The sequence below is a fragment of the Streptomyces sp. NPDC058880 genome, from assembly GCF_042742535.1.
GTDB lineage: Bacteria > Actinomycetota > Actinomycetes > Streptomycetales > Streptomycetaceae > Streptomyces.
This window is the reverse complement of record NZ_JBHYMC010000004.1, coordinates 23,527-47,248: the sequence shown is the minus strand read 5'-3', so window position 1 is coordinate 47,248 and position 23,722 is coordinate 23,527. Positions and strand designations below refer to the sequence as shown.

Genomic DNA, 23,722 nt, shown 5'->3' with positions numbered 1-23,722 from the left:
GGGGGCGGGGTGGGGGGGGGGGGCCGGGGGGGACCCCCGGGGGCGCGGAGCGGGGGGGGGGGGGGGGCGGCGCGGCCGCGCCGCACCACCCGGGCGGAGCGGGCCGTACGGGTGCCGGTCAGGCGATCGAGAAGGTCACGACCGTCTGGTAGGTGTCGGCGAACATGAACGCCGGGAGCTGGATCATCCCGGCGCCGCCGACGGCGAACTCGCCACCGGTCAGCTCGTCGCCCCCGGCGGCCTGGGAAGCCACCTTCATCGGGACGTCGGTGATCGCGCCGGGCGTGCCCGCGGTGCAGGTGCTCGGGCTGTCCGGGTTGGTCACGGTGCAGGTCGGCTGGATGCCGATCTGCGCCTTCGGCATCGAGTGGCCGGTGGTCTGGTTCAGGAACGGGGTGCGGGTGGCCGTCACGTCCCAGCCGAGCGAGCCGCCGCGGAAGTCCTGGACGGTCGCGGCGTTGAAGACGCCGACCACCGACTGGGCCTTGCCGTTGATGGTGACCGAGCCGAAGCTGACCGCCGGCTGGCCGTCCTTCGGGCCCAGGGCGAGCGGTCCGGGAAGGACCTCGACGTCGACCGGGTTCTTCACGCCCGGCTGCTCCTCCACGAACACGAAGGCCTTGTACGGAGTGATCGAACCGTCGATCCTGATCGCGTCGGCCTTCTTGGTGATCGTGATGTCGCAGGTGGCGGCGCCGGAGGCGTCCGCGGTGCCGGTACCGGTGTCGCCGGTCACCGCCCCGGCGAGCAGTGCGGAACAGGTGACCGCGCCGGCCGGGAAGTTGGCGCCGCCCACGACGACGGCGGTGCCCGCCGGGCCGCTGTTGGGTGTCAGCTTCGTGGTGACCGGGTCCTTGGGCAGGGCCTCGACGGCGACCGATCCGAGCGAGGCACTCGGGCGGGGCGCCGGGGTGCAGGTGGTGGTGAAGACCGACCCGGAGAGGTCCGCGTCGGTCACCGCCAGGTCGAGGGCGACCTGGACGGTCGTCCCCTCGGTTCCGTCCGGGATCTTGATGGTCCCGGAGAACGCCTTGGGGTCGAGCGGCTGCCCGGCCACGACCGACACGGTCTCCGGCGGGCTGGTGACCACCTGGGTGGTCGTACCGACCTTGAGGGTGATCCTGGTCGTGTTCACCGTGGTGACGGAGAACGACGGGATCAGGGGGCTCGCACCCGGGTCGATCGTGATCGGGACGACGTCGCCGGCCTTGGCGCCGTCGGGCAGCGTGACCGTCCAGTCCTGGTTGCCCGAGCCGTCCGGCTGCGGAGCCGGGGCGTCGCAGTTCTCGAAGACGGCGGTGGTCTTGGTCGCGGCCTGCGCGGAGCCCGCCAGGCCCACCACTGCGCCGGTCAGGGCCAGCGACAGGGCCCCCGCCCCTGCCAGCACCTTGCGTAGATGCGTTCTCGTAGTCACTGGGTCGCGACTCCTTCGTCATGACGAACCCCTCCCCCCACCCGCTGTGTGGGGGAGGCCGAGCCGGTGCGGTGGCCGATATTGACGCGTCATGGTGATGAGAAGTCAATGGCTTGCTTTCCCCTGAAGCACACACACATTGATGGGCCATCAGAGAGAGGGCGATGGCCCATCGCATACCGACCGGTCGGGGTGGACCGGTGCCGGTCTGCCGCCGTCGGCCGAAGTCAGTTCGGGCCGGCGGCGACGTGCAGCAGCCGGTTGGGGGTGCCGGCCGGCAGTCCGGTGATCCGGTCGCGTACGGCGTCGCGCACCAGCACCTCGGACACCTGCGCCGGGGTGCGCGCCGTACCGGCGGCCAGGAGCAGCGCGGCGGCGCCCGCCACGTGCGGGGCGGCCATCGAGGTGCCGGAGGAGCGGGCGGTGGCGGTGGCGGAGCCCTTCCAAGCGGAGGTGACGGCCACTCCCGGTGCGAACAGGTCCACGCAGGAGCCGTGGTTGGAGAACGCTGCGCGGCGGTCCGCGGCGTCGGTCGCGCCGACGGTGAGGGCCTGCGGGACGGAGGCGGGGGATCCGCCGCAGGCGTTCCGGCCGTCGTTGCCGGCGGCGGCGACGAAGGTGACCCCGGAGGACACGACCCGTACGACGGCGGCGTCGAGGGCGCGGCTGCGGCTGCCGCCCATGCTCATGTTGGCCACGGCCGGGGTGCCCGGCGCGCGGGCGGCGTCCCGCACCACCCAGTCGAGCCCCTTGATCATGGCCGAAAGGCGCCCGTCGCCGCGGCAGTCGGCCACTTTCACCGAGACGAGCGCGACGCCCTTGGCGACCCCGTAGGTCTTCCCGCCCACGGTTCCCGCGACATGCGTGCCGTGACCGTTGCAGTCGCGGGAGCTCTCCATGAACACCGCGTTGTGCCCGGTCCGGGCACGGCCCGTGAACTCCTGGTGGCGGGTGTTGATGCCGGTGTCGAGGACGTAGACGGTGACGCCTCCGGCCTTCGTGGCGTACGTGTACGAGCCGTCCAGCGGCAGTTCGCGTTGGTCGATCCGGTCGAGGGGCCAGGGGGCGGGCGCCTGCGGCAGCGTCTGCGGTGTGTCTGCGGTGCCGGTGACGTGGAAGACGGCATCCGGCTCCACGAAGGCCACTCGGGGGTCGGCGGCCAGGGCGGCGGCCCGCGCGGCGGTGGCGCGGACGGCGAAGCCGTTCAGAGCCGCCTCATAGACGGGACCGACCACGTCCCCGGCGTCCGCGGCCTCGGCGGCGAGCGCGCGGGTCGGGGCGCGGGAGGCGGTGTCCTTGAGGACGACGACATAGGGGGCGGTGGAGTCAGGGCCGGAGGCGGAGGCGGAGGCGGAGGCGGGGCCGGGCCCGGGGCCGGAGGCGGGGCCGGGCCCGGGGGGTGGGCCGGTGACGGCTGCCGCGAGCAGGGCGGTCGCGGGCAGGAGCGTGGCGAATGCGGTGGGGGTCATGCGCCCGATGCTCCGTCAGGGGTGGCGCGGGCGCGCGGAGGGTGCGCCGAGTGGGCTCACGACACGCCGCCTCCGGGGGGCGGCCCGTGCCGTGTGGACCGGCGCGGGTCCGCAGCGCCCCGATCCCCACGACACGGCCTGGAGCCCGCTCCGGCCGAGCCGGCGCGCCCTACCGGGCGAGCGGCCAGCCGCGCATCGAGAACACACCCTCGTCGCGGGCCCCGGCGGCGTCGTAGGTGGCCAGCGCGGCCTCGTTGTCGGTGTCGACCCCCACCCACATCCCATAGCAGCCGCGTTCCCTCGCCTCGTCCGCGAGGGCCAGCGTCAAGGCCCGGCCGATGCCGCGCCGCCGGTAGCCCTCGTCCACGGAGAGCTCGTACAGGCACATCTCGGTGCCCTTGTCCGGGTGGACCATCTCGATGCCGGAGACCATTCCGGCGGGCACGCCGTCGACGTAGGCGATGAGCATCAGGTGCCCGGGGGACGTGAGGAAGCGCTCGGACCATTCCTGGCGGGCGGGCCCGTCGAAGAGGGATTCGGCGGCCGAGAGCTCGGCGGGTGTGAAGGCCCGGCGGATGTCCATGACGGTCACGATAGTGCGCGCCCGGCCGCGGGCGGGGCGCGGCCGGGCGCGGCGTGGCGACCTGCTGCCCGAGGCGGACGGACCGCTCCCGGGTGCCGACGCCCTCCGGGCCGCGGTGCCGACGCCCTCCGGGCGCGGGTGTTGCTGCGGTGCCCGTGCCCGATTGCGGCCACGACATCATGCTCTCGCGCTGGTCGCCGTCCTCGCGGAACACGCCTGCGCGGAGCCGTTGGACCTGGTGCGGGCACCGCCGGTGAAACCCGCCGCCGCGCCCCGCTCAGCCGCGGGCCGGCGGGGACGGCGTGCCGTCGGTCCACGCATAGACCCGCTTGCCGCGCACCGCGACCTGGTACTGGTGGAAGTCCCGGCACTCGGCGTGCACTTCGGCCCGCAGGGAGCGGCGCGGCCACCACCTGGCGTGCAGGTCCGGCGCACCCTGCCGCCGAGGGGTACCCGCCGCGCACTGCGGACCGTCCAGCGGGGTCTTGCCGAGGTCGAACCGTATGAGCCGGTCGTCGCCGCCGGTGCGCACCCGTATGCGGACGTCGGTGGCATCCCTCGGTATCCAGGACGGCAGGGCGAACGGCGCTGCCGCCCGTGTGGGGGCATCGCCGGCGGTCGCGAAGCGCTTGCCCTTCTCCTTGAACACCTTCTGGTCGATCGCGTCCGTCACGGGATTGGGCGGCAGGTTGGGGAGGGCGAAGGCGGCGGTGGCGAGGACTCCTACGGTGGCGGCGGCGACGACGAGCGGGCGGCGGTTCATGCGTCCAAGTCTCGGTCGGGCGAACTTCTTCGCGCGTCCCTCCACAGAACGAACCGCGCCTTGGCCGGAGGTCGCACACGGTGTCATACCTGCGAGGGTCTCCGGTCACGGGCACGCGACGCCCAGTAACCGGCCGGCGCCCGGCCCCGTTGGCCGGATGACCGTCCGCCCGGCCCCGAGGACCCCCATGCCGCGTCGCCTCCTGCCCGCCCTCGCCACCGCCACGGCCACCGCCGTGCTCGCCCTCGCGCCCGCCGCCTGGGCCGCCCCCGAGGTCCCGGCCGACAAGCCGCAGGTGCTGAGTCGCTGGACGCAGCCCAGCGCGGCGAGTTACGAGGCCTGGGCGGACGCGCGAGAGCACCGTGCCGCCTGGGCCGCCTATGCCTTCGACTGGTCGACCGACCAGTGCACCACCTCCCCGGACAACCCCTTCGGCTTCCCGTTCGCCGCGGCCTGCGCCCGCCACGACTTCGGCTACCGCAACCACCGGGCGGCAGGGCTGTTTCCGGCCGCCAAGGGTCGGCTCGACGAGGCGTTCCACGCCGACCTGAAGCGGGTGTGCGCCCGCTACTCCGGCGGCCGCAAGCGCTCGTGCGACGGCACCGCGTGGACGTACTACCAGGCCGTCAGGTTCCTCGGCATTTCCTAGCGAGCCGCGAGGCAGAGCACCGGGACCCGCTGGACCAGGTTGTTGCCGAACCCGCCGCGATTCCACGGCTGTTCGAGGGGCTGCGTGTGCCCTTCGGTGTCCGTGGCGCGGACGGTGAGGGTGTGGCGGCCCGGTGCGGCGGTCCAGTCGCAGCTCCAGGCCTGCCAGGCCCACGGATGCGGGTGTGGGGCGGCCAGCTCGGCCCGGGTCCAGGCCAGGCCTCCGTCGGTGCTCACCTCGACCCGGGCGACGGCCCCGTGGCCGGACCAGGCCCGCCCGTGCAGGTGCACGGGGCCGGGGTGCACGACGCGGGTGCGCGACATGAAGTCGGGGAAGCCGGGCGGGGCCATCAGGGCGCGCGGCGCGATCCGGGTGACCGGCTCACCGGGATCGTCCGGGTCGTCGGCGGACCACCGGAAGCGGTAGGCCGCGGACTGCTGGAAGCCGGTGAACGGTGCGTCGACGAGGGTGATCCCGCGCAGCCATTTGACGTGTGCCATGCCGTACCAGCCGGGCACGACCAGGCGCAGCGGGTACCCGTGCTGCGGTGGCAGCGGCGCGCCGTTCATGGCGTAGGCGATCAGCACGCCCGAGTCCTCCGCGGCGGCGTACGGCAGCGGCAGGCTGCGCCGGTAGTCCTGCTCGACACCGCGCTCCACACCGTGGTCGGCCCCGGTGAACACGGCTTCGACTGCATTCGGCCGCACCCCCGCCCGGTCCAGTACGACGCCCAGTGGGACCCCGGTCCAGTCGGCGGTGCCCACCGCCTCGACCAGCCACGGCTGACTGACCGGGCGGGGCGACAGAAGAGCCCGGCCGTTGCCGGCGCACTCCATCGTGACGCGGTGGGTGACGGCGGGCAGCGCGCGCAGGGCGTCGAGGTCCAGCGCGAGCGGTGAGGCGACCTGGCCGTCCACGTCCAGCCGCCAGCCGTCCGCGTCCGCGGCGGGGATGTCGTAGTGGACGAGGACGTAGTGCAGCCCGGGGGGTGTGACCTCGTAGCGCAGTGCCTCCAGCGGCAGGCCGTGGTTGCGGGCGGCGAGTGCCAGCTCCTCCGGGCCGATGCCCTCACCGGCCGGGGCGATGCGCGCCGGGGCGCTGACCTCCCGGGCGGACGTCTGCTCCATCTCCCCATGGTCGCGCGCCCCGCTCCGTGGGGCACGTCGTCGCGTCCCCGGACCGTCCCGTCACAGGTGCCGGGCGAACCAGGCGCGGGCCAGGGCAGCCACCTGAGCGAGGGCGCCCGGCTCCTCGAAGAGGTGCGTGGCGCCCCGGACGACCTCCAGCCGGTTCTCGCAGCGCAGCTCCCGCTGCGCCGCACGGTTGAGGTCGAGCACGGTGGTGTCGCGGCCGCCGACGACGAGCAGCGTCGGTGCCCGCACGGCGGCCAGCCGGGGCCCGGCGAGGTCGGGCCGGCCGCCGCGGCAGACCACGGCGCCGATGTCCGCGTCGGACGCGGACGCGGCCCACAGCGCGGCCGCGGCCCCGGTGCTCGCCCCGAAGTACCCGATGGGGAGGGACGCGTGCAGGCGCAGCCAGGCGGTGGCGCCGGCAAGGCGTGCGGCCAGGGTCCCGATGTCGAAGACGTTGGCCCGGTCCGCCTCCTCGGCGGGTGTCAACAGGTCGAAGAGCAGTGTGCCCAGGCCCGCCCGGTTCAGGTCCGCCGCGACCGCCCGGTTGCGCGGGCTCCGGCGGCTGCTGCCGGAGCCGTGGGCGAACATCACGACCGCCCGGGCGTCGCCGGGCAGGGCCAGGTCACCGGCCAGGGTCGGGCCGCCGGCGTCCACCTCGACGGCGACCGTCCGCGGGGCCGGCCCGGGCGGGGAGCCGGCCGCCGCCCGCGCCAGCAGGGAGACGACCTCGTCGTCGGGCGTCTGGGAGAAGTCCCGGTACCACTCGCCGACGGCCCGGAAGGCGCGCGGCGTGGACAGGCACACCACTTCGTCGGCCTCGGCGCGCAGCCGGGCGACCGCGTCGGGCGGCGCCACCGGGACGGCCAGCACCACACGGGCCGCGCCCTGGGCCCGTACGACCTGGCAGGCGGCGGCGGCCGTGGAGCCGGTGGCGATCCCGTCGTCCACGACGATCGCCGTCCGGCCGCCGAGCGGGACCCGCGTGCGGTCGCCGCGGAACCGGCGGGCCTGCCGGGCCAGCTCCGCCTCCTCGGCGTGCTGGACGGCCGCCAGGTCCTGCGGCGTGACACGGCTGATGCGGACGATGTCCTCGCTGATGACCCGAACGCCGCCCTCCCCGATCGCGCCGAACCCGAGCTCACGGTGGTGGGGGACGCCGAGTTTGCGGACCACGATCACGTCGAGCGGGGCGCCGAGGGCCCGCGCCACGGGGAAGGCCACCGGGACGCCGCCGCGGGGCAGGCCCAGTACGACCGGACGTTCGCCCTCCAGATGGCGGACGGCTTCGGCGAGTCGTTCTCCGGCGTCCGCGCGGTCGGTGAAGAACACGGGAGTTCACCCCCAACCCGAGGGGAGACGGAAGTGCGGGCACCCGCTTCCGACGCAACCCCACGCGGGGCCGTCCCGCAACTCGGGGGAGTCGGCGGGCCAGGGGCTTGGTACGTCGAAGAGGACCGACCGCTTCCGGTGAAGGGCTCGCCGTGCCGCCGCTTTCGGCCGATCTGCGGCCGGGCGCAGGCGTGTTCGGCCCGCGGACCGCCCTCCTCGGCGGCCCGGCCGACCGCTGCGACCTGCACGGAAGCCCTCCACGGAGGGAGGGCTTCGGGTGATGGAGAATATGTGCCCCCGGCAGGACTCGAACCTGCGGCCAAGTGCTTAGAAGGCACCTGCTCTATCCACTGAGCTACGGGGGCCGGAAGGTGACCCTGGTGGGCCTGGAGCCCCTGGTGGGGGTGGGACTTCGGTCCGTGCCGGGTCAAGGATAGGGCTCCGGTTGCCTTGTCCCGGTTGCTTCACCCGCGTGCCACGATGTGGAGGTTCGGTGAAGCGGTCCCGATAATCGCAGGCAGGTGCGATTCGCGCATCGCTTTTGCGCCGCGCCGCCGTGGGTGTTGTGCACTCGTTATGCCTGCGCCACGCCTGCGCCCCACTCGTCCGCCGTGCCCGGAATATCCCGTCCGAGTCGCCGTCGGCGCGCAGAGGGCGTATAAGCTTCAAAAATGGTCCTAAATTGGGCATTCTTCGCATGTGGTGACCTTGGATGTTCGGCCTCAGCTGCTCGAAGCCCTGTCCGCCCTGCGCGACCGGGTCGCGTCCGTACGTCTGCCGTTGCCCCTGCCCGGCGCCCCGCGGGCCCGTCAGACCAGATCCGAGCTGCTCGCGCAGCTCGACGACTACCTCGTACCGCGCCTGAAGGCGCCCGAGGCGCCCCTGCTCGCCGTGGTCGGCGGGTCCACCGGGGCCGGTAAGTCCACCCTCGTCAACTCCCTCGTCGGACGCCAGGTCAGCGAAGCCGGCGTGCTGCGCCCGACCACCCGCACACCCGTGCTGGTCTGCCACCCCGACGACCACCACTGGTTCGCCGGAATGCGCGTGCTGCCGGATCTGATGCGGGTGTGGGTGCCGCACGAGGACGACGACACGCCCCCCAGGCCCTCCTCGCGCCGCCGGGGCCGCAGCCACACCGGCGCCCAGGGCGGCCACGAGACCCGCGAGATGCGGATCGAGACCGTCACCAGCCTGCCGCGCGGACTCGCCATCCTCGACGCCCCCGACATCGACTCCCTCGTGGTCGAGAACCGGACACTCGCCGCCGAACTCATCTGCGCCGCCGACGTCTGGGTGATGGTCACCACCGCCTCGCGGTACGCCGACGCCGTCCCCTGGCACCTCCTGCGCACCGCCAAGCAGTACAAGGCCACCCTCATCACCGTCCTGGACCGGGTGCCGCACCAGGTGCTCGCCGAGGTCTCCCGCCAGTACGGGGCCCTGCTCACCAAGGCCGGACTGGGCGAGGTACCGCGCTTCACCGTCCCCGAACTCCCCGAGTCCACCGGCGGCGGCGGCCTGCTGCCCGCCAGTGCCGTCGCCCCGCTGTTCGCCTGGCTCGCCCACCACGCCCAGGACCCGGCCGCCCGCCAGTACGCCGTCGGGCGCACCGCCCTCGGGGCGCTGGACTCGCTCGGGCGCCGGATGCCCGAACTCGCCTCCGCCGTCGCCGCCCAGCACGCCGCCGCCGTACGACTCACCTCGGCCGTCGAGGACGCCTACCGGCGCGAGGGCAAGAGGGTGCGGGGCCGGCTCGACCGCGGTGCCGTGCTGGCCGGGGACGCGCTCACCCGGTGGCGCGGCTACCCCCTCGACACCAGCGCCGACGAACTGCTGGACTCGCTCGCCGAGTCCCTGGCCGCACTGCTCCAGTGCGCGGTCGCCGCAGCGGACGAGCGGATCGCCGAAGCCTGGCGGCGCGAACCGGCCTCCGGGGCGCTGGTGCTGCCCGCGCCCGACAGGGAGGCGGGGGAACGCATCGGCGTGGCGGTACGCCGCTGGCGGCGCGTGCTGGAGGAACTCGCCGAGGAGGAGGTCTCCCGGCTCGACAAACAGCCGGTGCCCGACGCCGACGGCGTCGCGGCCCTGCTCGCCGCCACCCTGCTCGGCGGCAAACGAGCCCGGCCCGCCGGGGAGAAGCTCGCCGAGCGGATCGGCGCCCAGGCCGCCCTGCGGCTGCGCGACAGGGGCGGAGAACTCGTCGGCGACCACCTCGACGAGGTGCTCCGCGGCGAACGCGACCGCCGTCTCGCCCCGTTGGAAGCACTCGAAGTGACCCCGGAACCCCAGGCCGAACTGATCGCCGCGCTGTCCGTACTGCAGAAGGAGAGGTGACGCCGTGACCGCCCTGACCGACCGCACCGACGACCGCTGGGACGACGGGCTCATCGCGCGCTCCCGTCCCCGCCCCGCCGAAGCGGACGAGGAGGGCGCCGCGGACACGGGCGACGAGGGCGACGAGGCGCTCGTACGGGCCGTCTCGGGCACCGGCAGCGACGGCGGCAAGGTGTCCGCGCCCCCGCTCAGCCCCGAGGCGCAGGCCCTGCGTCAGCGCCTGGACGCGCTGCGCCAGCTGGTCGCGCTCTCCCGGACCCGGCTCGACGGCAAGACCCTCGCCGAGGCCGGACGGGTGCTCGACGAGGCCGCCGCCCGCCGCGGGCTCTCGCCCCAGCACACGGTCGTCGCGATCGCCGGGGCGACCGGGAGCGGCAAGTCCACGCTCTTCAACTCACTCGCCGGAGTGCAGATCTCCGAGACCGGTCTGCGCCGCCCGACCACTGCCGCGCCCATCGCGTGCAGCTGGTCCGACGGGGCCGCCGGGCTGCTGGACCGGCTGGAGATCCCGGGACGGCTGCGCCGCCGGCCCCGGGAGACCTCCGAGGCCGAGACACTGCGCGGGATCGTCCTGGTGGACCTGCCGGACCTTGACTCCGCGCTCGGCGCGCACCGCGACCACGTGGACCGGGTACTGGCGCTCGTCGACGCGGTGGTGTGGGTCGTGGACCCGGAGAAGTACGCCGACGCGGTGCTGCACGAGCGCTATCTGCGGCCGTTGGCCGGGCACGCCGAAGTGACCTTCGTCGTGCTCAACCAGGTGGACCGGCTCCCCGGCGAGGCCGCCGACCTCGTCCTGGACGACCTGCGCCGGCTGCTCGACGAGGACGGCATCGCACTCGGCGAGCACGGCGAACCCGGCGCCACGGTCCTCGCACTGTCCGCGCTGACCGGCGACGGCGTCGGGGAGCTGCGCGAACTCCTCGGGCAGTTCGCGCAGGAGAAGGGCGCCGCGACCCGGCGGATCTCGGCGGACGTGGACCGCGCGGCGGTGCGGCTGCAACCGCTCTACGTCGCCGACGGGCACCCCGGACCCGAGATCGGGGAGGCGGCGCGCGCCGAGTTCGAGGACCGGCTCGCCGAGGCGGTCGGGGCCTGCGCGGCCGGACTCGCCGCCGAACGGGCCTGGCGGCGCAACGCGGGCAAGGCGTGCGGCACCCCGTGGCTGCGGCTGTGGCGCTGGTACGAGAACCGGCGCGCGCCGCACACCCTGGCGGGCCTGGCCGCCCTCGCAGCCATCGGCGGACGGGGCCAGACGGCCGCGCAGCCACCGGTCGAGGAGGAGGTGACCGCGCGTCAGCGGGTGGAGCAGGCCGTACGGGCGGTCGCCGACGAAGCGGTGACGGGCCTGCCCGAACCCTGGGCGCAGGCCGTCAGGGAGACGGCGGTGCGCGGCGCCGACCGGCTTCCGGAGGCGCTGGACGAGATCGCGGTGACCCTCGGGCCCGCCGCCACGCCGCCGAACGTCAAACCGCCGCGGCCCGCGTGGTGGCCGGTGGCGGTCCTGGCACAGGCGGCCATGACGCTGCTGCAGATCTTCGGCGGACTGTGGCTCGTCGGGCAGATCGTCGGCGTCCTGGAACCGGAGCTGATGCCGCCGGTGCTGCTGATGGTGGCCGGCATCGTCGGCGGGCCGCTCGTGGAATGGGCCTGCTCGATCGCGGCCCGCGGTCCGGCACGGCGGTACGGGCAGGACGCGGAGCGCAGGCTGCGGCAGGCGGCGGCCGGGTGTGGGCGGGCCCGGGTGCTGGAGCCGGTGGCGGCGGAGCTGCTGCGCTACCGGGAGGTGCGCGAGCAGTACGCCACGGTTGCCGCAGGGGGGAGCCGGTTGTCCACAACCCGCCAGTAGTCCACAGGCCGGAGCGGGGACCCTGCCGCCGGCCGCAGCATGGGCCGTAGCCCGTACGGATGGTCCGCGCGGGCCACGACGACGGGGGAGGGCGACCGGGATGTACGACACCCAGGTGACGCTGGTGGGCCATGTGGCGACGCAGGTCGACTACAAGGAGACGGCGCACGGGCCGTCGGCACGGTTCCGTTTCGCGGTGACACCGCGGTACTTCGACCGGCGCAAGGACGCCTGGACGGATGGGGCCACCAGCTTCTACACGGTGTGGGCGCGGCGCACCCTCGCGGTGAACCTCGCCGGTTCCGTCTCCGTGGGCGAACCGCTCGTGGTGCACGGGCGGCTGCGCGTGCGGGAGGATCCGCCCGACGGGGAGGGCACCCGGTGGTTCGGCGCGGAGATCGACGCGACCGCCGTCGGGCACGACCTGAACCGCGGCACGGCGGCCTTCAGGCGAGTGGCGAGAACCGATCATCCGCTGATGGACACTCAGAAGGCGCTGGTGGGGTGAGTGTTCGAGGCGGTTAGGATTCCCCGGTACTCACGGGCACCTGGGTCTTTGGCCCGAAGGGGAAGACTGTGTCGATTGCCGTTCCCGCATCCTCCGTTCCTGCTCCCGCTCCTGCTGTTCCCACATCCGCCATCCCTGCCGTTTCCGCACCTGCTCCCGCCCCCGCCGAACCCGGCCCGGCGGTCCGGGGCTCCGTGCGCCGGCCGCTCGCGGCCGTCCTGCTGGCCGCGGCCCTCGCCGCCGCGCCCGGAGCCCGGGCCTTCGCCGACTCCGGCCCGGTGGCGCCCCGAGCCCCGGAGGGCGCGAGCGCCGTGCTGGACGGTCTCAAGACGTACGGGGAGGCGGTCCTCCACGCCGGCGACGGATCGGTGCGGCACATCCCCGCCGGCCTGTACGAAATGCGGGTCGACGGCGGCGGGATGCTCCAGACCTACGGGGTCGGGGTCGACGGCAACGCCCAGCCGCAGGCCCGGTACACCGAGAGCGGCTGGAGCGGCAGCGCGCTGGCGGGCAACGGGCAGGCCGGCCGGATCCGCTGGGTGCTGGAGCACTCCTACCCCCAGCTGAACGACCTGGCCGGGCTCGCCGAGGCGGCCGGGGCCGCGTCGCTCACCGCGGAGAGCGCGGCGGCCGGGACCCAGGTGGCGATCTGGCGGCTCGCCGACGGGGCGCGGGTCGAGGCAGCGGACCCCTCCGCCGAGAAGCTCGCCGACTACCTCCAGCGGGCGGCCGGACAGAGACCGGAGCCGCCCGCCTCGCTGGCGCTCGACCCCGGCGACGTCTCGGGGCCGGTTGGCACGCGGCTCGGCCCGGTGACCGTGCGTACCGGCGCGCGCAGCGTTTCGGTCATCCCGGACGCGGCGGCAGCGGCCATGGGCGTGCGCGTGCTGGATGCCGACGGGCAGCCGCTGACCTCGGCGGTCAACGGGAGCCGGATCTACTTCGAGGTGCCCGTGGGCACCCCCGACGGGACGGCCTCGGTGACCGTCCAGGGCGCCACCAGGGTGCCGGTCGGTCGGGTCTTCACCAGTGGCGTCCCCGCCCAGACGCAGATCGTGGCCGGCTCCAGCGAGTCCGTGGCGACCGCCACGGCGTGGGCCGCCTGGCAGCTGGCCCCGGCGTCCGGGGCCGGCGCGGACCCGGCCCCCGCCCCGGCCCCGGGCAGTGGCGCGGAGGCGGTCGTGCTGGGCGCGCAGTCCGGGCCGCTCCCCGTCACCTCGCCGGACGAGGAACGGCTGGCGACCAGCGGCAGCTCGGCCGCCACGCCGGTCATCGCCTCCCTGGCGGTGGGCCTGGTCGTACTGGGCGGCCTGGTCGTCCTGCTGCTGCGCAAGCGCCCGCTCGACGAGGAGGAGTAGGACGAGGAGCAGCGGTGGAGGCAAGGCCGGCCCGCGGAGCGCCGGGCCGGTTGCGATGCGGGATCCGGGGTAGAGGCAGGAAATGGTTGATCAAGAACTGACCTGGACCGGCGCCTTCGCGCGGTGGGACCGCCGGCTGTTCGACGCCGTGGCCCGCAGGCACTGGCCCGGCGCCGACCGGGTGCTGCCGCGTCTGGGGCGGGCCGCGAACCACGGCGTTCTGTGGGGCGGGGCCGCCGCGGCCATCGCCGTCCTCGGGCCGACCGGCGCGCGCAAGGCGGCCCTGCGCGGGGCCGCCTCGCTGGCCCTGGCCTCCGCGACCATCAACACCATCGGCAAGTGGTCCGTACGCCGCCCCCGGCCGTTGCTGGAGGGGGTGCCCGCGGTGCGGCAGCTGGCCGTGCAGCCGCACACCACCTCCTTCCCGTCCGGGCACTCGGCGTCCGCCTTCGCCTTCACCGCCGGCCTGGCGCTGGAGGCCCCCGCCCTGGGCGCCGCACTCGCCCCGGTCGCCGCGTCGGTGGCGTTCTCCCGGGTCTACACCGGCGTGCATTACCCCTCCGACGTCGTCGCGGGCGCGGCGCTGGGCGTCGCCGCCGCGTTCGTCGTACGCCGGCTCGCGCGGGACGTGAAGGAGGCCCGGGCCGTGCCGGGCGACGAGCCGAGGGCCGTCGGTGTCCCCGCGCTGCCGGACGGGGACGGGCTGACGGTGGTGGTCAACACCGCCTCGGGCACGGCCGCCGAGGTGCGCGAGGTACTGCGCACCCGCCTCCCCAAGGCCGAGGTCGTCGCATGCGAGGGCGCGGAGCTGCTTCCCGCACTGGCGGAGGCGGCCTCGCGCGCCGCCGTCCTCGGCGTGTGCGGCGGCGACGGCACGGTCAACGCGGCCGCCGGCGCCGCCCTGCGGGCCGGGGTGCCCCTGGCCGTGTTCCCCGGCGGCACGCTCAACCACTTCTCGCTCGACCTCGGTCTCGTCGGACCGGAGAGCACCTGCGAGGCCCTGGAACACGGGGAGGCCGTCCACGTCGGCGTGGGCCGCTTCTCCCCGGGGCCCGGCCCCGACGGCGAGCCCGGCTACTTCCTGAACAACTTCAGCATCGGCGCCTACCCGGAGCTGCTGCGCCACCGGCTGCGCTGGGGCCCGCGCATCGGCGGCGGCCCGGCCGCGCTGCTGGCCGCCTGGAAGGTCCTGCGTGCCGAGCGGCCCGTGCGGCTGCGCCTGGCCGGGCGGCCCCGGAGCGTCTGGCTGCTCTTCGCCGGCAACGGCACCTACCACGGCACCGGCCCCACCCCCGGCCGCCGCGACAGCGTCGGCGAGGGCCTGCTCGACCTGCGGGTCGTCCACGGGGGCGGCCGGCCCGGGCCCCGGCTGCTGGCCGCCGCCTTCGCCGGCCCGCTGAGCCGTTCCCCGGTCCACGCGGCCACTCACCTGCGGAGCCTGCGCGTCGGGGCGGTCCCCGAGGGCACCCCGCTCGCCTACGACGGTGAATACGCCAAGGCGCCGGGCGAGCTGGTCCTCGACACCCTCCCCGGCGCCCTCACGGTCTACCGCCCCCTCTGACCTCCGGCCCGCCGTCGGGATCCGCCGCTCAGGCGGTCTCCCGGCGCCCGGGCGCCTTCCGGGTCCCGACCCCGACGGCGACGAGCGCCAGCCCCGCGGCGACGACGCCGAGGTAGGCGGCGGGCGGAAGGCCGGCGACCCGGTGCAGCCAGCCCCATTCCGTGCCGAAGAAGGTCTGCGAGGCGAAGCCGACGAGCCCCTGGGCCCCGACGACGTAGCCGATGTTCTCGACGGTGTATCCGATGGTTGTTCGCACGGATCAACCCTCCCGCGGCGGTGCCGCGGGATCGTCCTCCGCAGGGCCGAGAACGCGGTAGGCCGAAGGATGCAGCCGCCGCGGGGGACGCCGCGGGCCCGGGGCCCGGACCATACGGGTTTCCCCCGGGGTATGGACGCCTGGCAGTATGGGGTGTATCTGCCCACCATCGATCTGCCGGACGGTTTCTCTTGGCTGAGTACATCTACACCATGCGCAAGACGCGCAAGGCGCACGGTGACAAGGTGATCCTCGACGACGTCTTCCTGAACTTCCTGCCGGGGGCCAAGATCGGTGTGGTCGGCCCGAACGGTGCCGGTAAGTCCACCGTTCTGAAGATCATGGCGGGCATCGAGCAGCCGTCCAACGGTGACGCCTTCCTCGCACCCGGCTACACCGTCGGCATCCTCATGCAGGAGCCGAAGCTCGACGAGTCCAAGACGGTCCTGGAGAACGTCGAGGACGGTGTCGGCCCGATCAAGCAGAAGCTCAACCGGTTCAACGCGATCGCCGAGGAGATGGCGACGAACTACACCGACGAGCTCATGGAGGAGATGGGCAAGCTTCAGGACGACCTGGACCACGCCAACGCGTGGGACCTCGACGCCCAGCTGGAGCAGGCCATGGACGCCCTGGGCTGCCCGCCCGGCGACTGGCCGGTCACCAACCTCTCCGGTGGCGAGAAGCGCCGCGTGGCCCTCTGCAAGCTGCTGCTGGAGGCCCCCGACCTGCTGCTCCTCGACGAGCCCACCAACCACCTCGACGCCGAGTCCGTGAACTGGCTGGAGCAGCACCTGGCCCAGTACAAGGGCGCCGTCGTGGCCGTCACCCACGACCGCTACTTCCTCGACAACGTCGCCGAGTGGATCCTTGAGCTCGACCGCGGCCGCGCGCACCCCTACGAGGGCAACTACTCCACCTACCTGGAGAAGAAGGCCGAGCGCCTCAAGGTCGAGGGCAAGAAGGACGAGAAGCGCGCCAAGCGCCTCAAGGAAGAGCTGGAGTGGGTCCGCTCCAACGCCAAGGGCCGCCAGGCCAAGTCCAAGGCCCGTCTCGCCCGCTACGAGGAGATGGCGGCCGAGGCCGACAAGATGCGCAAGCTCGACTTCGAGGAGATCCAGATCCCGCCGGGCCCGCGCCTGGGCTCGATCGTGGTCGAGGTCAGCAACCTCTCGAAGGCCTTCGGTGACAAGGTCCTCATCGACGACCTGTCCTTCACGCTGCCGCGCAACGGCATCGTCGGCATCATCGGCCCGAACGGCGCGGGCAAGACCACGCTCTTCAAGATGATCCAGGGCCTGGAGAAGCCGGACTCGGGCGAGATCAAGGTCGGCGAGACCGTCAAGATCAGCTACGTGGACCAGGGCCGCGCCAACATCGACCCGAAGAAGACCCTCTGGGCGGTCGTGTCGGACGAGCTGGACTACATCAACGTCGGCCAGGTCGAGATGCCGTCCCGCGCGTACGTCAGCGCCTTCGGCTTCAAGGGCCCGGACCAGCAGAAGCCGGCCGGTGTGCTCTCCGGCGGTGAGCGCAACCGCCTGAACCTCGCGCTCACCCTCAAGCAGGGCGGCAACCTGCTGCTCCTCGACGAGCCCACCAACGACCTCGACGTCGAGACCCTGTCCTCGCTGGAGAACGCGCTGCTGGAGTTCCCCGGCGCGGCCGTGGTCGTCTCCCACGACCGCTGGTTCCTCGACCGGGTCGCCACGCACATCCTGGCGTACGAGGGCGACTCGAAGTGGTTCTGGTTCGAGGGCAACTTCGAGTCCTACGAGAAGAACAAGGTCGAGCGGCTCGGCCCGGACGCCACCCGTCCGCACCGTGCCACCTACAAGAAGCTCACCCGAGGCTGAGGGCTGAGGTCACGGCCATGGCCAGACACCAATACCGCTGCCCCCTGCGCTGGGCGGACATGGACGCCTTCGGGCACGTCAACAACGTCGTCTTCCTCCGCTACCTGGAGGAGGCGCGGATCGACTTCATGTTCCGCCTCGCGCCGGGGGAGGGCAGCGAGTCCTTCACGGGCGGATCCGTCGTCGCCCGCCACGAGATCGACTACAAGCTGCCCCTCGTGCACCGTCACGAGCCCGTCCTCATCGAATCCTGGGTGACCCGGATAGGCGCGGCCTCCCTGACCATCCGCTACGAGGTCAAGGACGAGGCGACCGAGGACCGGCCCGAGACCGTCTACGTGCGTGCGGAGACCGTGGTCGTGCCCTACAACCTCGCCGCGGGCCGGCCGCGCCGCATCACGGCCGAGGAGAGGCACTTCCTGGAGGAGTACCTCGACGAGCCGCGTTCCGAGGCCATCGCGGCATGAACGAGCAGCTGCGCTTCGCCGATCCCGGGGAGGCGGCGGACCTCGCCGCCTTCCTGGGCCGGCTGGTGCACTACGACCGCGCCGCCGCCGTCCGCCTCCAGGGGACACCTCTCGCGCCGCAGGCCGCGGGCGGGGGCGGCGGCGCGCTCGGCGTGTTCGGACGCCCGCCCTCCTTCGAGGTCCTGGCCATTCGCACCGTGCGGCTGGCCGTCCCCGTGGCGGCGCCGCTGGACGTGACCGTGTCCGCCGGGGAGCTCCTGGAATCCGTGGACGAGGCCGCGGCCGGAGCCACCGTGCCCGGGCCGGTCACCGGCCCGCCCTGGACCGGGGTCCTCCCGCCCCGCGGCGGCTGGCGGCAGTTGCCGGGGCTGCCCGGCACCGAGGCGATCGTCCAGGCCGTGGCGGCCTCCGTGACCGAGTTCCGGGCCCGTGACGAGGCCCTGCCCGCCCAGCACCGGACCCGGTCCGAGCGCGACCGCATCGGCCGCGAGATCTGGTCCCGCACCCTGGGCGACACCGAGCTCCCGCTGCGCGTCGCGCACGCCGCGCAGTCCCTGGGCTTCCTGCGGCCGGTACGCGCCGCGGTGTCCGCTTCGGCGTCCGCGTCCGCCGGGTCCGCGTCCGCAGCGTCCGATCCCGTGGCGCTGCTCGCCTCCGGGAGCTGGCTGCGCCTGCGCACGCCGTACGGCTCGGTCGCCACCCGCCGTCCCGGCGCCACCGGCGGCCTCGGCGCCTTCCGGGTCAGCCCCCGCTGAGCCCGCCGCAGGGCCCGCCCCCGACGGGGCCCGGGCCTGCGGTCGGCGTCCCGACCGGCCCGCCGCGCCGGTCCGCCGGACCATCCCTAGCCCGCCGTGTTGATCATCGACGCGGCGGCGTACGTGAGGTACTTCCACAGCTGCGCCTCGTGCTCCGGCGCCAGGCCCAGCTCGTCCAGCGCCACCCGCATGTGCTTCAGCCATGCGTCGTGAGCCGCCGAGTCCACCGTGAACGGTGCGTGCCGCATCCGCAGGCGCGGGTGCCCGCGGTGTCGGCTGTAGGTGGTCGGACCGCCCCAGTACTGCATCAGGAACAGCGCGAACCGCTCCTCGGCCGGACCGAGGTCCTCCTCGGGGTACATCGGGCGCAGTAGCGGGTCCTCCGCCACTCCTTGGTAGAAGCGCCGCACGAGGCGGCGGAAGGTGTCCTCGCCACCCACCTGCTCGTAGAAGGTCTGCTCCTGAAGGCCGCCCCGCGGAATCTCATTCACCCGACCATCGTCTCAGACGCCCGGCACCGCCCGGAGGCCCTTCGCGCTCGCACCCGGCGGCCGGGCGCAGGACAGTGGAGGCATGGGCGCACACACCACACGCACGGGGACGCGTGACCTGCGCGAGACGGCGCACGCCGCCCAGGTGCGGGAGCTGACCGCGGCCGGCGTGCTGGAGGACTCGCGCTGGCGGGCCGCGTTCGCGGCCGTGCCCCGGCACGTCTTCGTCCCGTACTTCTGGTCCGACCGCGGCGCCGGCCAGGAACGGCTCTGGGCCGAGGACCCCGACCCGGAGATCCGGGCCCGATGGCTGCGCGGCGTCTACGCCGACACCCCACTGGCCACCCGGCTGCGCGACGGCCGCCTGGTCTCCTCCAGCAGCCAGCCCTCGCTGATGGCGAAGATGCTGGCCGCGCTCGACGTGCGCGACGGCGACGACGTCCTGGAGATCGGCGCGGGCACCGGCTACAACGCGGCCCTGCTCTGCCACCGCCTCGGCGACGAGCACGTCACGACCGTGGACCTGGACGAGGAGATCACCGAGTCCGCCCGGGCGCACCTGGCCCGGCTCGGATACCACCCGGCCGTGGTGACCGGCGACGGCGCCCGCGGCTGCCCCGCCCGGGCCCCCTTCGACCGGATCCTGGTGACGTGCACGCTCCCGCTGGTTCCGCACGCCTGGCTCGGACAGTGCCGGCCGGGGGCGCGCATCCTCGCCCCGCTGTCGACCGGGCTGATCGCGCTCACGGTGCGGGACGCCGAATCCGCCGAGGGCCGCTTCCTGCACACCGCGGCCTACTTCGTCCCGCTGCGCGGGGCCACGGCCGTACCGCCGCCCGACCGGATGGCGATGGTCCGCGGCCTTCCCTACGAACTGGTGGAGAACGAGCGCTTCCAGTTCATGCTCGTGCTGACCGCCGGGGTGCTGACCCCCCGCGAAGCGCTGGACCTATGGCGCAGCGAGGGCCGTCCGGCCCGCGAACGCTTCGGGGTATCGGTCGGCCCGGAGGGCCAGTGGTCGTGGCTGGACGATCCCCAGGGGCCCTACGTATGGCCCCTGGGGGAGGCGTGATCAGCCGCGACGGATGGTGATGGTCGTCCAGGCGCCCACGTGGACCCGGTCGCCGTCGGCGAGCGGCACCGGGACGTAGGGCTGGATCGGGTCCTCGCCGCCGTTGATGGTGGTGCCGTTGGTGGAGTTCTGATCCACCACGGCCCAGCTCCGGTCGGGCTGCTGCACCAGCACTGCGTGCTGGTGGGACACGCCCGGGTCCTCCGGGGGCACCGACAGGTCGATGTCGGGGGACTCGCCCGTGGAGGCGCGGCGGCGGCCGATGGTGATCTGGCCGCCGGACAGCGGGAGGTGCTGCTCCGGTGAGTACGCGGGCAGGTTGAGCCCGGTCGCCTCGGGCCCGCTGCGCTGCATCATCGCCATGAAGTACGAGCGGTCCGGGCCGATCGTCGCGGTCCAGGACCCGCTCTGGGGCGGCAGGGGCTGGTACGACGGGCTCTGGGGCTGCTGCCGGTACTCCTGCTGGTACTCCCGCTGGTGTTGGGGCGGGGGCTGCTGCTGGTACTGGGGCTGCGGGGCCTGCTGGTAAGCCGGCGGCGGCTCGTGCGCGGGCGGCTGCAGCAGCCAGTCGTCCTCGCGGTGCAGCGGCTCGGCTGGGCGGTTGACCCGGGACGGCCGCGAGCCCTGGTAGTCGAAGTGGTCCTGCGTGTACGGCCCCGGCACGGGCGGCGGAGGCGTGCCGCCGGGACGGGATCCCGCGGCACCCGCGCCGGGCGGCGGCCCCGTGTCCCCGGCCGGCGGCGGCGTGTACGAAGTCGCCGAACGGGTCAGGAAGTTGTACCGGCACTCCTCGCAGAACGGGGCCATGGCCTCGCGCGGGGTCCGGCACTGCGGGCAGAGCTCTGCCTGGGCGGTCGGCTCACCGGCGGTCGGGGGGAAGCCGTAGCCGTAGGAAGGCACCGCGGGGGGTCCCTCCGGGGTACCCATGCGGTGGCCGCAGACCTCGCACCAGTCGTCGGAGGCGGACTGGTGCCCGTTCGGGCAGGTCGGCATGGCGGCTCTTCCCCCTTCTTCTCCCTGCGTCATCGCGGGAGGCTCTCAGGACTTCTTCACTCGGACGGTCTGCGTCGAACGTGTTTCGAGAGTCATCTCGTCGGCGTCGGCGACCTTCGCTTTCAGCCGCACAGTACCTGCCACCGCGTCCACCACATCCACCACCTTCGACAGGAGCCGTGCTGTGTCGGCGTTGCCGGAGGCGCTCGCCAGTTGTACCGCCCGTCCGAGTTTGGCCGTGGCGCCGTCGACATCGCCCATTTTGCGGGCTTCGAGGCCCTGCTGGATAGCCTGCGCCAGCTCCGCCTGCCCGGTGTAGTGGGCGACCTGCGGGTTGATCGCGGTGGACGCGGCCAGGTCGTCCGTCCACACCGCGCGCACCAGACCCTGGGCCAGGACGGCCTCGGGCTCGCCGCCCGTCGCGGGCCGGACCAGTGTGACGCGGGAGGCGAGCATCTCCTGGCCGACAGCCGCACCGGGGACGCGCACGCACACGTGGTACTCGCGGGACTCGTCCCCCCACGATCCGGTCGGGTAGTCGCCCGCGCGCGGGCCCGTGTCGGTGCGCCGGTCGGTGAGGTCGTGGACGGACGGCGCGACCTGCTTGACGTACTGGATCTCCGCGCCGACCGGGGTCCACAGGCGCAAGGAGACGTCCGCGACCTCCTTGCCCATGACGTTCTCCATCATGCGCGTGAAGTCCTCGGTGAGGTGGGCCGGATCGGCCACGATGTCGGCGGAGCCGAGCAGCGCACTCGCGATGCCGGTGACCTCCTTCACCTCCCAGTCGGTGCCCACACCGCGGGCGTCACAGGTGAAACGGCCCGCACAGGCGTCGAGGGCGGCGCGCAGGACGGCCGGCTCCTCGTGCTCGTTGCGTCCGTCGGTGAGCAGGATGCCGTGGCGGATGGCGGCAGGGGAGCCGCGCAGCAGGCCGTCGGCCAGCCGCAGCCAGGTGCCGATGGCGGTGCCGCCGCCGGCGCTCAGGCCGCGCAAGGCCTCCTTGGCCCGGGCGCGGGTGGAGGCGTCGGCGACGGCGAGGCGGCCCTGGCCCGGGTAGACCTCTTTGGCCACGTGCGTGCCGGCGACCACCGCGAAGGCAGTGCCGTCGCGCAGGGTGTCGACGGCCGCCGCGGTGGCCTCGCGGGCGCCGCGCATCTTCTCCGCCGGGTACTCCATGGAACCGGAGCAGTCGACCATGATCACGACGGCTGCCGTGCCGTCGGCGGACGTGCCGCGGGTGACGCTCCCGCCGCCGGTGGCGGTGACGGTGACGATGGCGTGGACGTCCCGCCCGCCTTCGGGGAGGAACTCGTTCTGGTACACGTCCACGCTGAAGCGCGGTGCGCTCGGCTTGGCGAAGTTCGCCATCGGCTGGACTCCTAGAGGGCTCGGGCAGGCGGGTCAGACCTGCGGGCGCGCTTCCACTTCCGGTTCCCGTCCGGGCTGCGCGGCGAACGGCACGACGGCCACGGTGATGTTGTCGTGGCCGCCGCCGTCGAGGGCGTGGCCCACCAGCACCTGCGCGCCGTGCAGCGGGCGGACCGCGGCGTCGGCGGGCAGCACCTGCGCCATCTCGCGCGCGGACTCCGCGTAGTTCCACAGTCCGTCGGTGCAGACCACCACCACGCCGGGGTGGTCCGGCTTGAAGATCGCGGTGTGCGGTTCGAGTTCGTACGCGTCGGCGCCCAGCCAGCCGGTGATGGCGTGCGCGCGGACGTCCGCGTAGGCCTCGGCCTCGCCCATCAGGCCGGCGGCGACCATCTGGGCGGCCCACGAGTCGTCCTCGGTGAGGCGGCGGGGCAGCGCGGCACGGTCGTCGGGCACCCAGTAGGCGCGGCTGTCGCCCACCCAGCCGATGGTCAGCAGCCCGCCGCTGACGACGGCGCCGACCAGGGTGCAGGCGGGCGCGTTCTGCGCGCCGGGGACCTCCGGGGCCAGGGCGTTGACCGCCGCGGCGGCGGCCAGGATCGCCTCGTGCATCGCCTCCTGGGGGTGCGCACCGCGGGGGAGGGCCTCCAGCAGGGCCTCGTTGGCGGCGCCGGCCGCGGCGGCCGACGCGTCGTCGGGGCGGCTCGCGGAGGAGACCCCGTCGCACACGATGGCCACGGTGGCGGCCGAACCGTCGGGCAGGGCGGTCGCCGACACGGCGAACGAGTCCTCGTTGCGGTGGTGGCGCAGCCCCCGGTCACTGACGGCGGCGACGCTGCCCAGCTCCTCCTCGACGTGGTCGCGCTCCCGGGGCTGCGCGTGCCCGCAGTGCTCGCAGTACCCGTCGGTGTCGACGTGCCCGGCCCGGCAGGCCACGCAGGTCTTCCCACCGGGTGCGGCACCGGACGGGGGCGCGCTGTCGTAGGCGTTCTCGTACGGGTTCTCCGGGCCCGGGCCCCAGGGCGTCCCCGCGAGGGGCGCGCCGGGGTCGCCGCCGGGCCGGTCGTGCCGGGTCTCGGGGCCGCCCGCCGGGTCCTGCGCGGCCGCGGACTCGGCGCCGCTGCCGTACGGGCTGCCGGGCCCGGGGCCGGGGCCGGGGGTGGGTCCGGGGTACGAGGCTCCGGCCGGGCTCGGCCGGAGCTCCGGTTCCGGCTCCGGATCAGGCTGCGCCGGGGTCGCGGACCAGTCGGCAGGGTCCCCCACCAGGGTCGGCGCGGCCGCGGCCACGCTGCCCCAGCCGGGGGCGGGTCCGCCGCCGGGGGAGCCGTGCGAGCCGGCCGGGGCCACCACCGCGTACCCAGCCGCGGGCGCGGCCTGGGCCGGCGGCGCCGGTGGGATGGGGAGGGTCGGCTGGTCCGTGGACGCGGCCGCGGGAGCAGCAGTCAGGGCGTAGCCGCAGAGGCCGCAGAAACGGTCCCCCTCTTCCATGGGCTCCGCGCAGCTCGGGCAGC

At 74.3% G+C, this 23,722-nt stretch carries 21 protein-coding genes and 1 tRNA gene; 10 read left to right on the top strand and 12 right to left on the bottom strand.

Annotated features, from left to right (window positions below; translation table 11 throughout):
• Positions 1 to 118: 118 nt before the first annotated feature.
• From ACFW2G_RS03975 to ACFW2G_RS03960, 4 genes are all read right to left on the bottom strand, one after another.
• The gene (locus ACFW2G_RS03975) at positions 119 to 1,414 is read right to left on the bottom strand and encodes a hypothetical protein (protein WP_384580722.1); all 1,296 of its coding nucleotides are present in this window, start codon (positions 1,412 to 1,414) and stop codon (positions 119 to 121) included.
• A 227-nt stretch (positions 1,415 to 1,641) separates the two neighbouring features.
• A complete protein-coding gene (locus tag ACFW2G_RS03970) occupies positions 1,642 to 2,883 on the bottom strand; it encodes a S8 family peptidase (RefSeq protein ID WP_384580725.1) in 1,242 nt (413 codons plus the stop codon).
• A 169-nt stretch (positions 2,884 to 3,052) separates the two neighbouring features.
• On the bottom strand, positions 3,053 to 3,466 hold the full coding sequence (locus ACFW2G_RS03965) for a GNAT family N-acetyltransferase (RefSeq protein WP_037923566.1): 414 nt from the start codon (positions 3,464 to 3,466) through the stop codon (positions 3,053 to 3,055).
• A gap of 277 nt (positions 3,467 to 3,743) precedes the next feature.
• The gene (locus ACFW2G_RS03960) at positions 3,744 to 4,229 is read right to left on the bottom strand and encodes a hypothetical protein (protein WP_384445935.1); all 486 of its coding nucleotides are present in this window, start codon (positions 4,227 to 4,229) and stop codon (positions 3,744 to 3,746) included.
• A 187-nt stretch (positions 4,230 to 4,416) separates the two neighbouring features.
• Between ACFW2G_RS03960 and ACFW2G_RS03955 the strand changes: the two genes are divergently transcribed.
• Complete coding sequence (locus ACFW2G_RS03955; RefSeq protein ID WP_037923570.1) at positions 4,417 to 4,878, top strand: phospholipase; 462 nt, start codon at positions 4,417 to 4,419, stop codon at positions 4,876 to 4,878.
• On the opposite strand, the gene ACFW2G_RS03950 is transcribed toward ACFW2G_RS03955, so the two are convergent.
• The 3 genes from ACFW2G_RS03950 to ACFW2G_RS03940 form a co-directional block, all read right to left on the bottom strand.
• On the bottom strand, positions 4,875 to 6,005 hold the full coding sequence (locus ACFW2G_RS03950; RefSeq protein WP_384445934.1) for a sulfite oxidase: 1,131 nt from the start codon (positions 6,003 to 6,005) through the stop codon (positions 4,875 to 4,877). The genes ACFW2G_RS03955 and ACFW2G_RS03950 overlap by 4 nt on opposite strands.
• 60 nt (positions 6,006 to 6,065) lie before the next feature.
• The gene (locus tag ACFW2G_RS03945) at positions 6,066 to 7,340 is read right to left on the bottom strand and encodes a phosphoribosyltransferase family protein (RefSeq protein WP_037923574.1); all 1,275 of its coding nucleotides are present in this window, start codon (positions 7,338 to 7,340) and stop codon (positions 6,066 to 6,068) included.
• A 292-nt stretch (positions 7,341 to 7,632) separates the two neighbouring features.
• Positions 7,633 to 7,705 (bottom strand) — tRNA-Arg (locus ACFW2G_RS03940).
• A gap of 343 nt (positions 7,706 to 8,048) precedes the next feature.
• On the opposite strand from ACFW2G_RS03940, the gene ACFW2G_RS03935 reads away from it, so the two are divergent.
• The 5 genes from ACFW2G_RS03935 to ACFW2G_RS03915 all read left to right on the top strand — a co-directional run bounded on the left by ACFW2G_RS03935 (position 8,049) and on the right by ACFW2G_RS03915 (position 14,950).
• The gene (locus ACFW2G_RS03935; protein WP_384445921.1) at positions 8,049 to 9,674 is read left to right on the top strand and encodes a dynamin family protein; all 1,626 of its coding nucleotides are present in this window, start codon (positions 8,049 to 8,051) and stop codon (positions 9,672 to 9,674) included.
• 4 nt (positions 9,675 to 9,678) lie between these two features.
• Positions 9,679 to 11,523, top strand: a complete 1,845-nt coding sequence (locus ACFW2G_RS03930; RefSeq protein WP_384580729.1) for a GTPase — start codon at positions 9,679 to 9,681, stop codon at positions 11,521 to 11,523.
• Positions 11,524 to 11,623: 100 nt separating this feature from the next.
• A complete protein-coding gene (locus ACFW2G_RS03925; RefSeq protein ID WP_037923625.1) occupies positions 11,624 to 12,031 on the top strand; it encodes a single-stranded DNA-binding protein in 408 nt (135 codons plus the stop codon).
• A 194-nt stretch (positions 12,032 to 12,225) separates the two neighbouring features.
• Positions 12,226 to 13,389, top strand: coding sequence for a thioester domain-containing protein (locus tag ACFW2G_RS03920; protein WP_384445918.1), 1,164 nt, complete (start codon positions 12,226 to 12,228; stop codon positions 13,387 to 13,389).
• An 82-nt stretch (positions 13,390 to 13,471) separates the two neighbouring features.
• Positions 13,472 to 14,950 (top strand): bifunctional phosphatase PAP2/diacylglycerol kinase family protein, encoded by a 1,479-nt coding sequence (locus ACFW2G_RS03915; RefSeq protein WP_384445917.1) that lies wholly within the window; start codon positions 13,472 to 13,474, stop codon positions 14,948 to 14,950.
• Between the two features lie 28 nt (positions 14,951 to 14,978).
• Here ACFW2G_RS03915 and ACFW2G_RS03910 read toward each other — a convergent pair whose 3' ends face one another.
• Complete coding sequence (locus ACFW2G_RS03910; RefSeq protein WP_384445916.1) at positions 14,979 to 15,206, bottom strand: hypothetical protein; 228 nt, start codon at positions 15,204 to 15,206, stop codon at positions 14,979 to 14,981.
• A 191-nt stretch (positions 15,207 to 15,397) separates the two neighbouring features.
• Here ACFW2G_RS03910 and ettA point away from each other — a divergent pair, with 191 nt between their 5' ends.
• The 3 genes from ettA to ACFW2G_RS03895 are packed head-to-tail and all read left to right on the top strand — an operon-like array spanning position 15,398 to position 18,284.
• Positions 15,398 to 17,062: an energy-dependent translational throttle protein EttA gene (gene ettA / locus ACFW2G_RS03905; protein WP_037923637.1), complete on the top strand. Its 1,665-nt coding sequence runs from the start codon at positions 15,398 to 15,400 to the stop codon at positions 17,060 to 17,062.
• A 17-nt stretch (positions 17,063 to 17,079) separates the two neighbouring features.
• Entirely contained in the window at positions 17,080 to 17,529 is a 450-nt protein-coding gene (locus ACFW2G_RS03900) for a thioesterase family protein (protein WP_030031525.1), read from the top strand.
• Positions 17,526 to 18,284, top strand: a complete 759-nt coding sequence (locus ACFW2G_RS03895; protein WP_384445913.1) for a hypothetical protein — start codon at positions 17,526 to 17,528, stop codon at positions 18,282 to 18,284. Before ACFW2G_RS03900 ends, ACFW2G_RS03895 begins: the two co-directional genes overlap by 4 nt.
• 86 nt (positions 18,285 to 18,370) lie before the next feature.
• Here ACFW2G_RS03895 and ACFW2G_RS03890 read toward each other — a convergent pair whose 3' ends face one another.
• Positions 18,371 to 18,775 (bottom strand): globin, encoded by a 405-nt coding sequence (locus tag ACFW2G_RS03890; protein ID WP_037923641.1) that lies wholly within the window; start codon positions 18,773 to 18,775, stop codon positions 18,371 to 18,373.
• Positions 18,776 to 18,857: 82 nt separating this feature from the next.
• On the opposite strand from ACFW2G_RS03890, the gene ACFW2G_RS03885 reads away from it, so the two are divergent.
• The gene (locus tag ACFW2G_RS03885; RefSeq protein ID WP_384445912.1) at positions 18,858 to 19,847 is read left to right on the top strand and encodes a methyltransferase domain-containing protein; all 990 of its coding nucleotides are present in this window, start codon (positions 18,858 to 18,860) and stop codon (positions 19,845 to 19,847) included.
• On the opposite strand, the gene ACFW2G_RS03880 is transcribed toward ACFW2G_RS03885, so the two are convergent.
• Genes ACFW2G_RS03880 through ACFW2G_RS03870 form a run of 3 tightly spaced genes read right to left on the bottom strand, consistent with a single transcriptional unit; the run spans position 19,848 to position 23,699 of the window.
• Positions 19,848 to 20,840 (bottom strand): FHA domain-containing protein, encoded by a 993-nt coding sequence (locus ACFW2G_RS03880; protein ID WP_384445911.1) that lies wholly within the window; start codon positions 20,838 to 20,840, stop codon positions 19,848 to 19,850. It abuts the gene before it with no gap.
• Positions 20,841 to 20,885: 45 nt separating this feature from the next.
• Entirely contained in the window at positions 20,886 to 22,211 is a 1,326-nt protein-coding gene (locus ACFW2G_RS03875) for a VWA domain-containing protein (RefSeq protein WP_384445910.1), read from the bottom strand.
• A gap of 33 nt (positions 22,212 to 22,244) precedes the next feature.
• Positions 22,245 to 23,699 (bottom strand): PP2C family protein-serine/threonine phosphatase, encoded by a 1,455-nt coding sequence (locus ACFW2G_RS03870; protein ID WP_384580732.1) that lies wholly within the window; start codon positions 23,697 to 23,699, stop codon positions 22,245 to 22,247.
• Positions 23,700 to 23,722 lie beyond the last annotated feature (23 nt).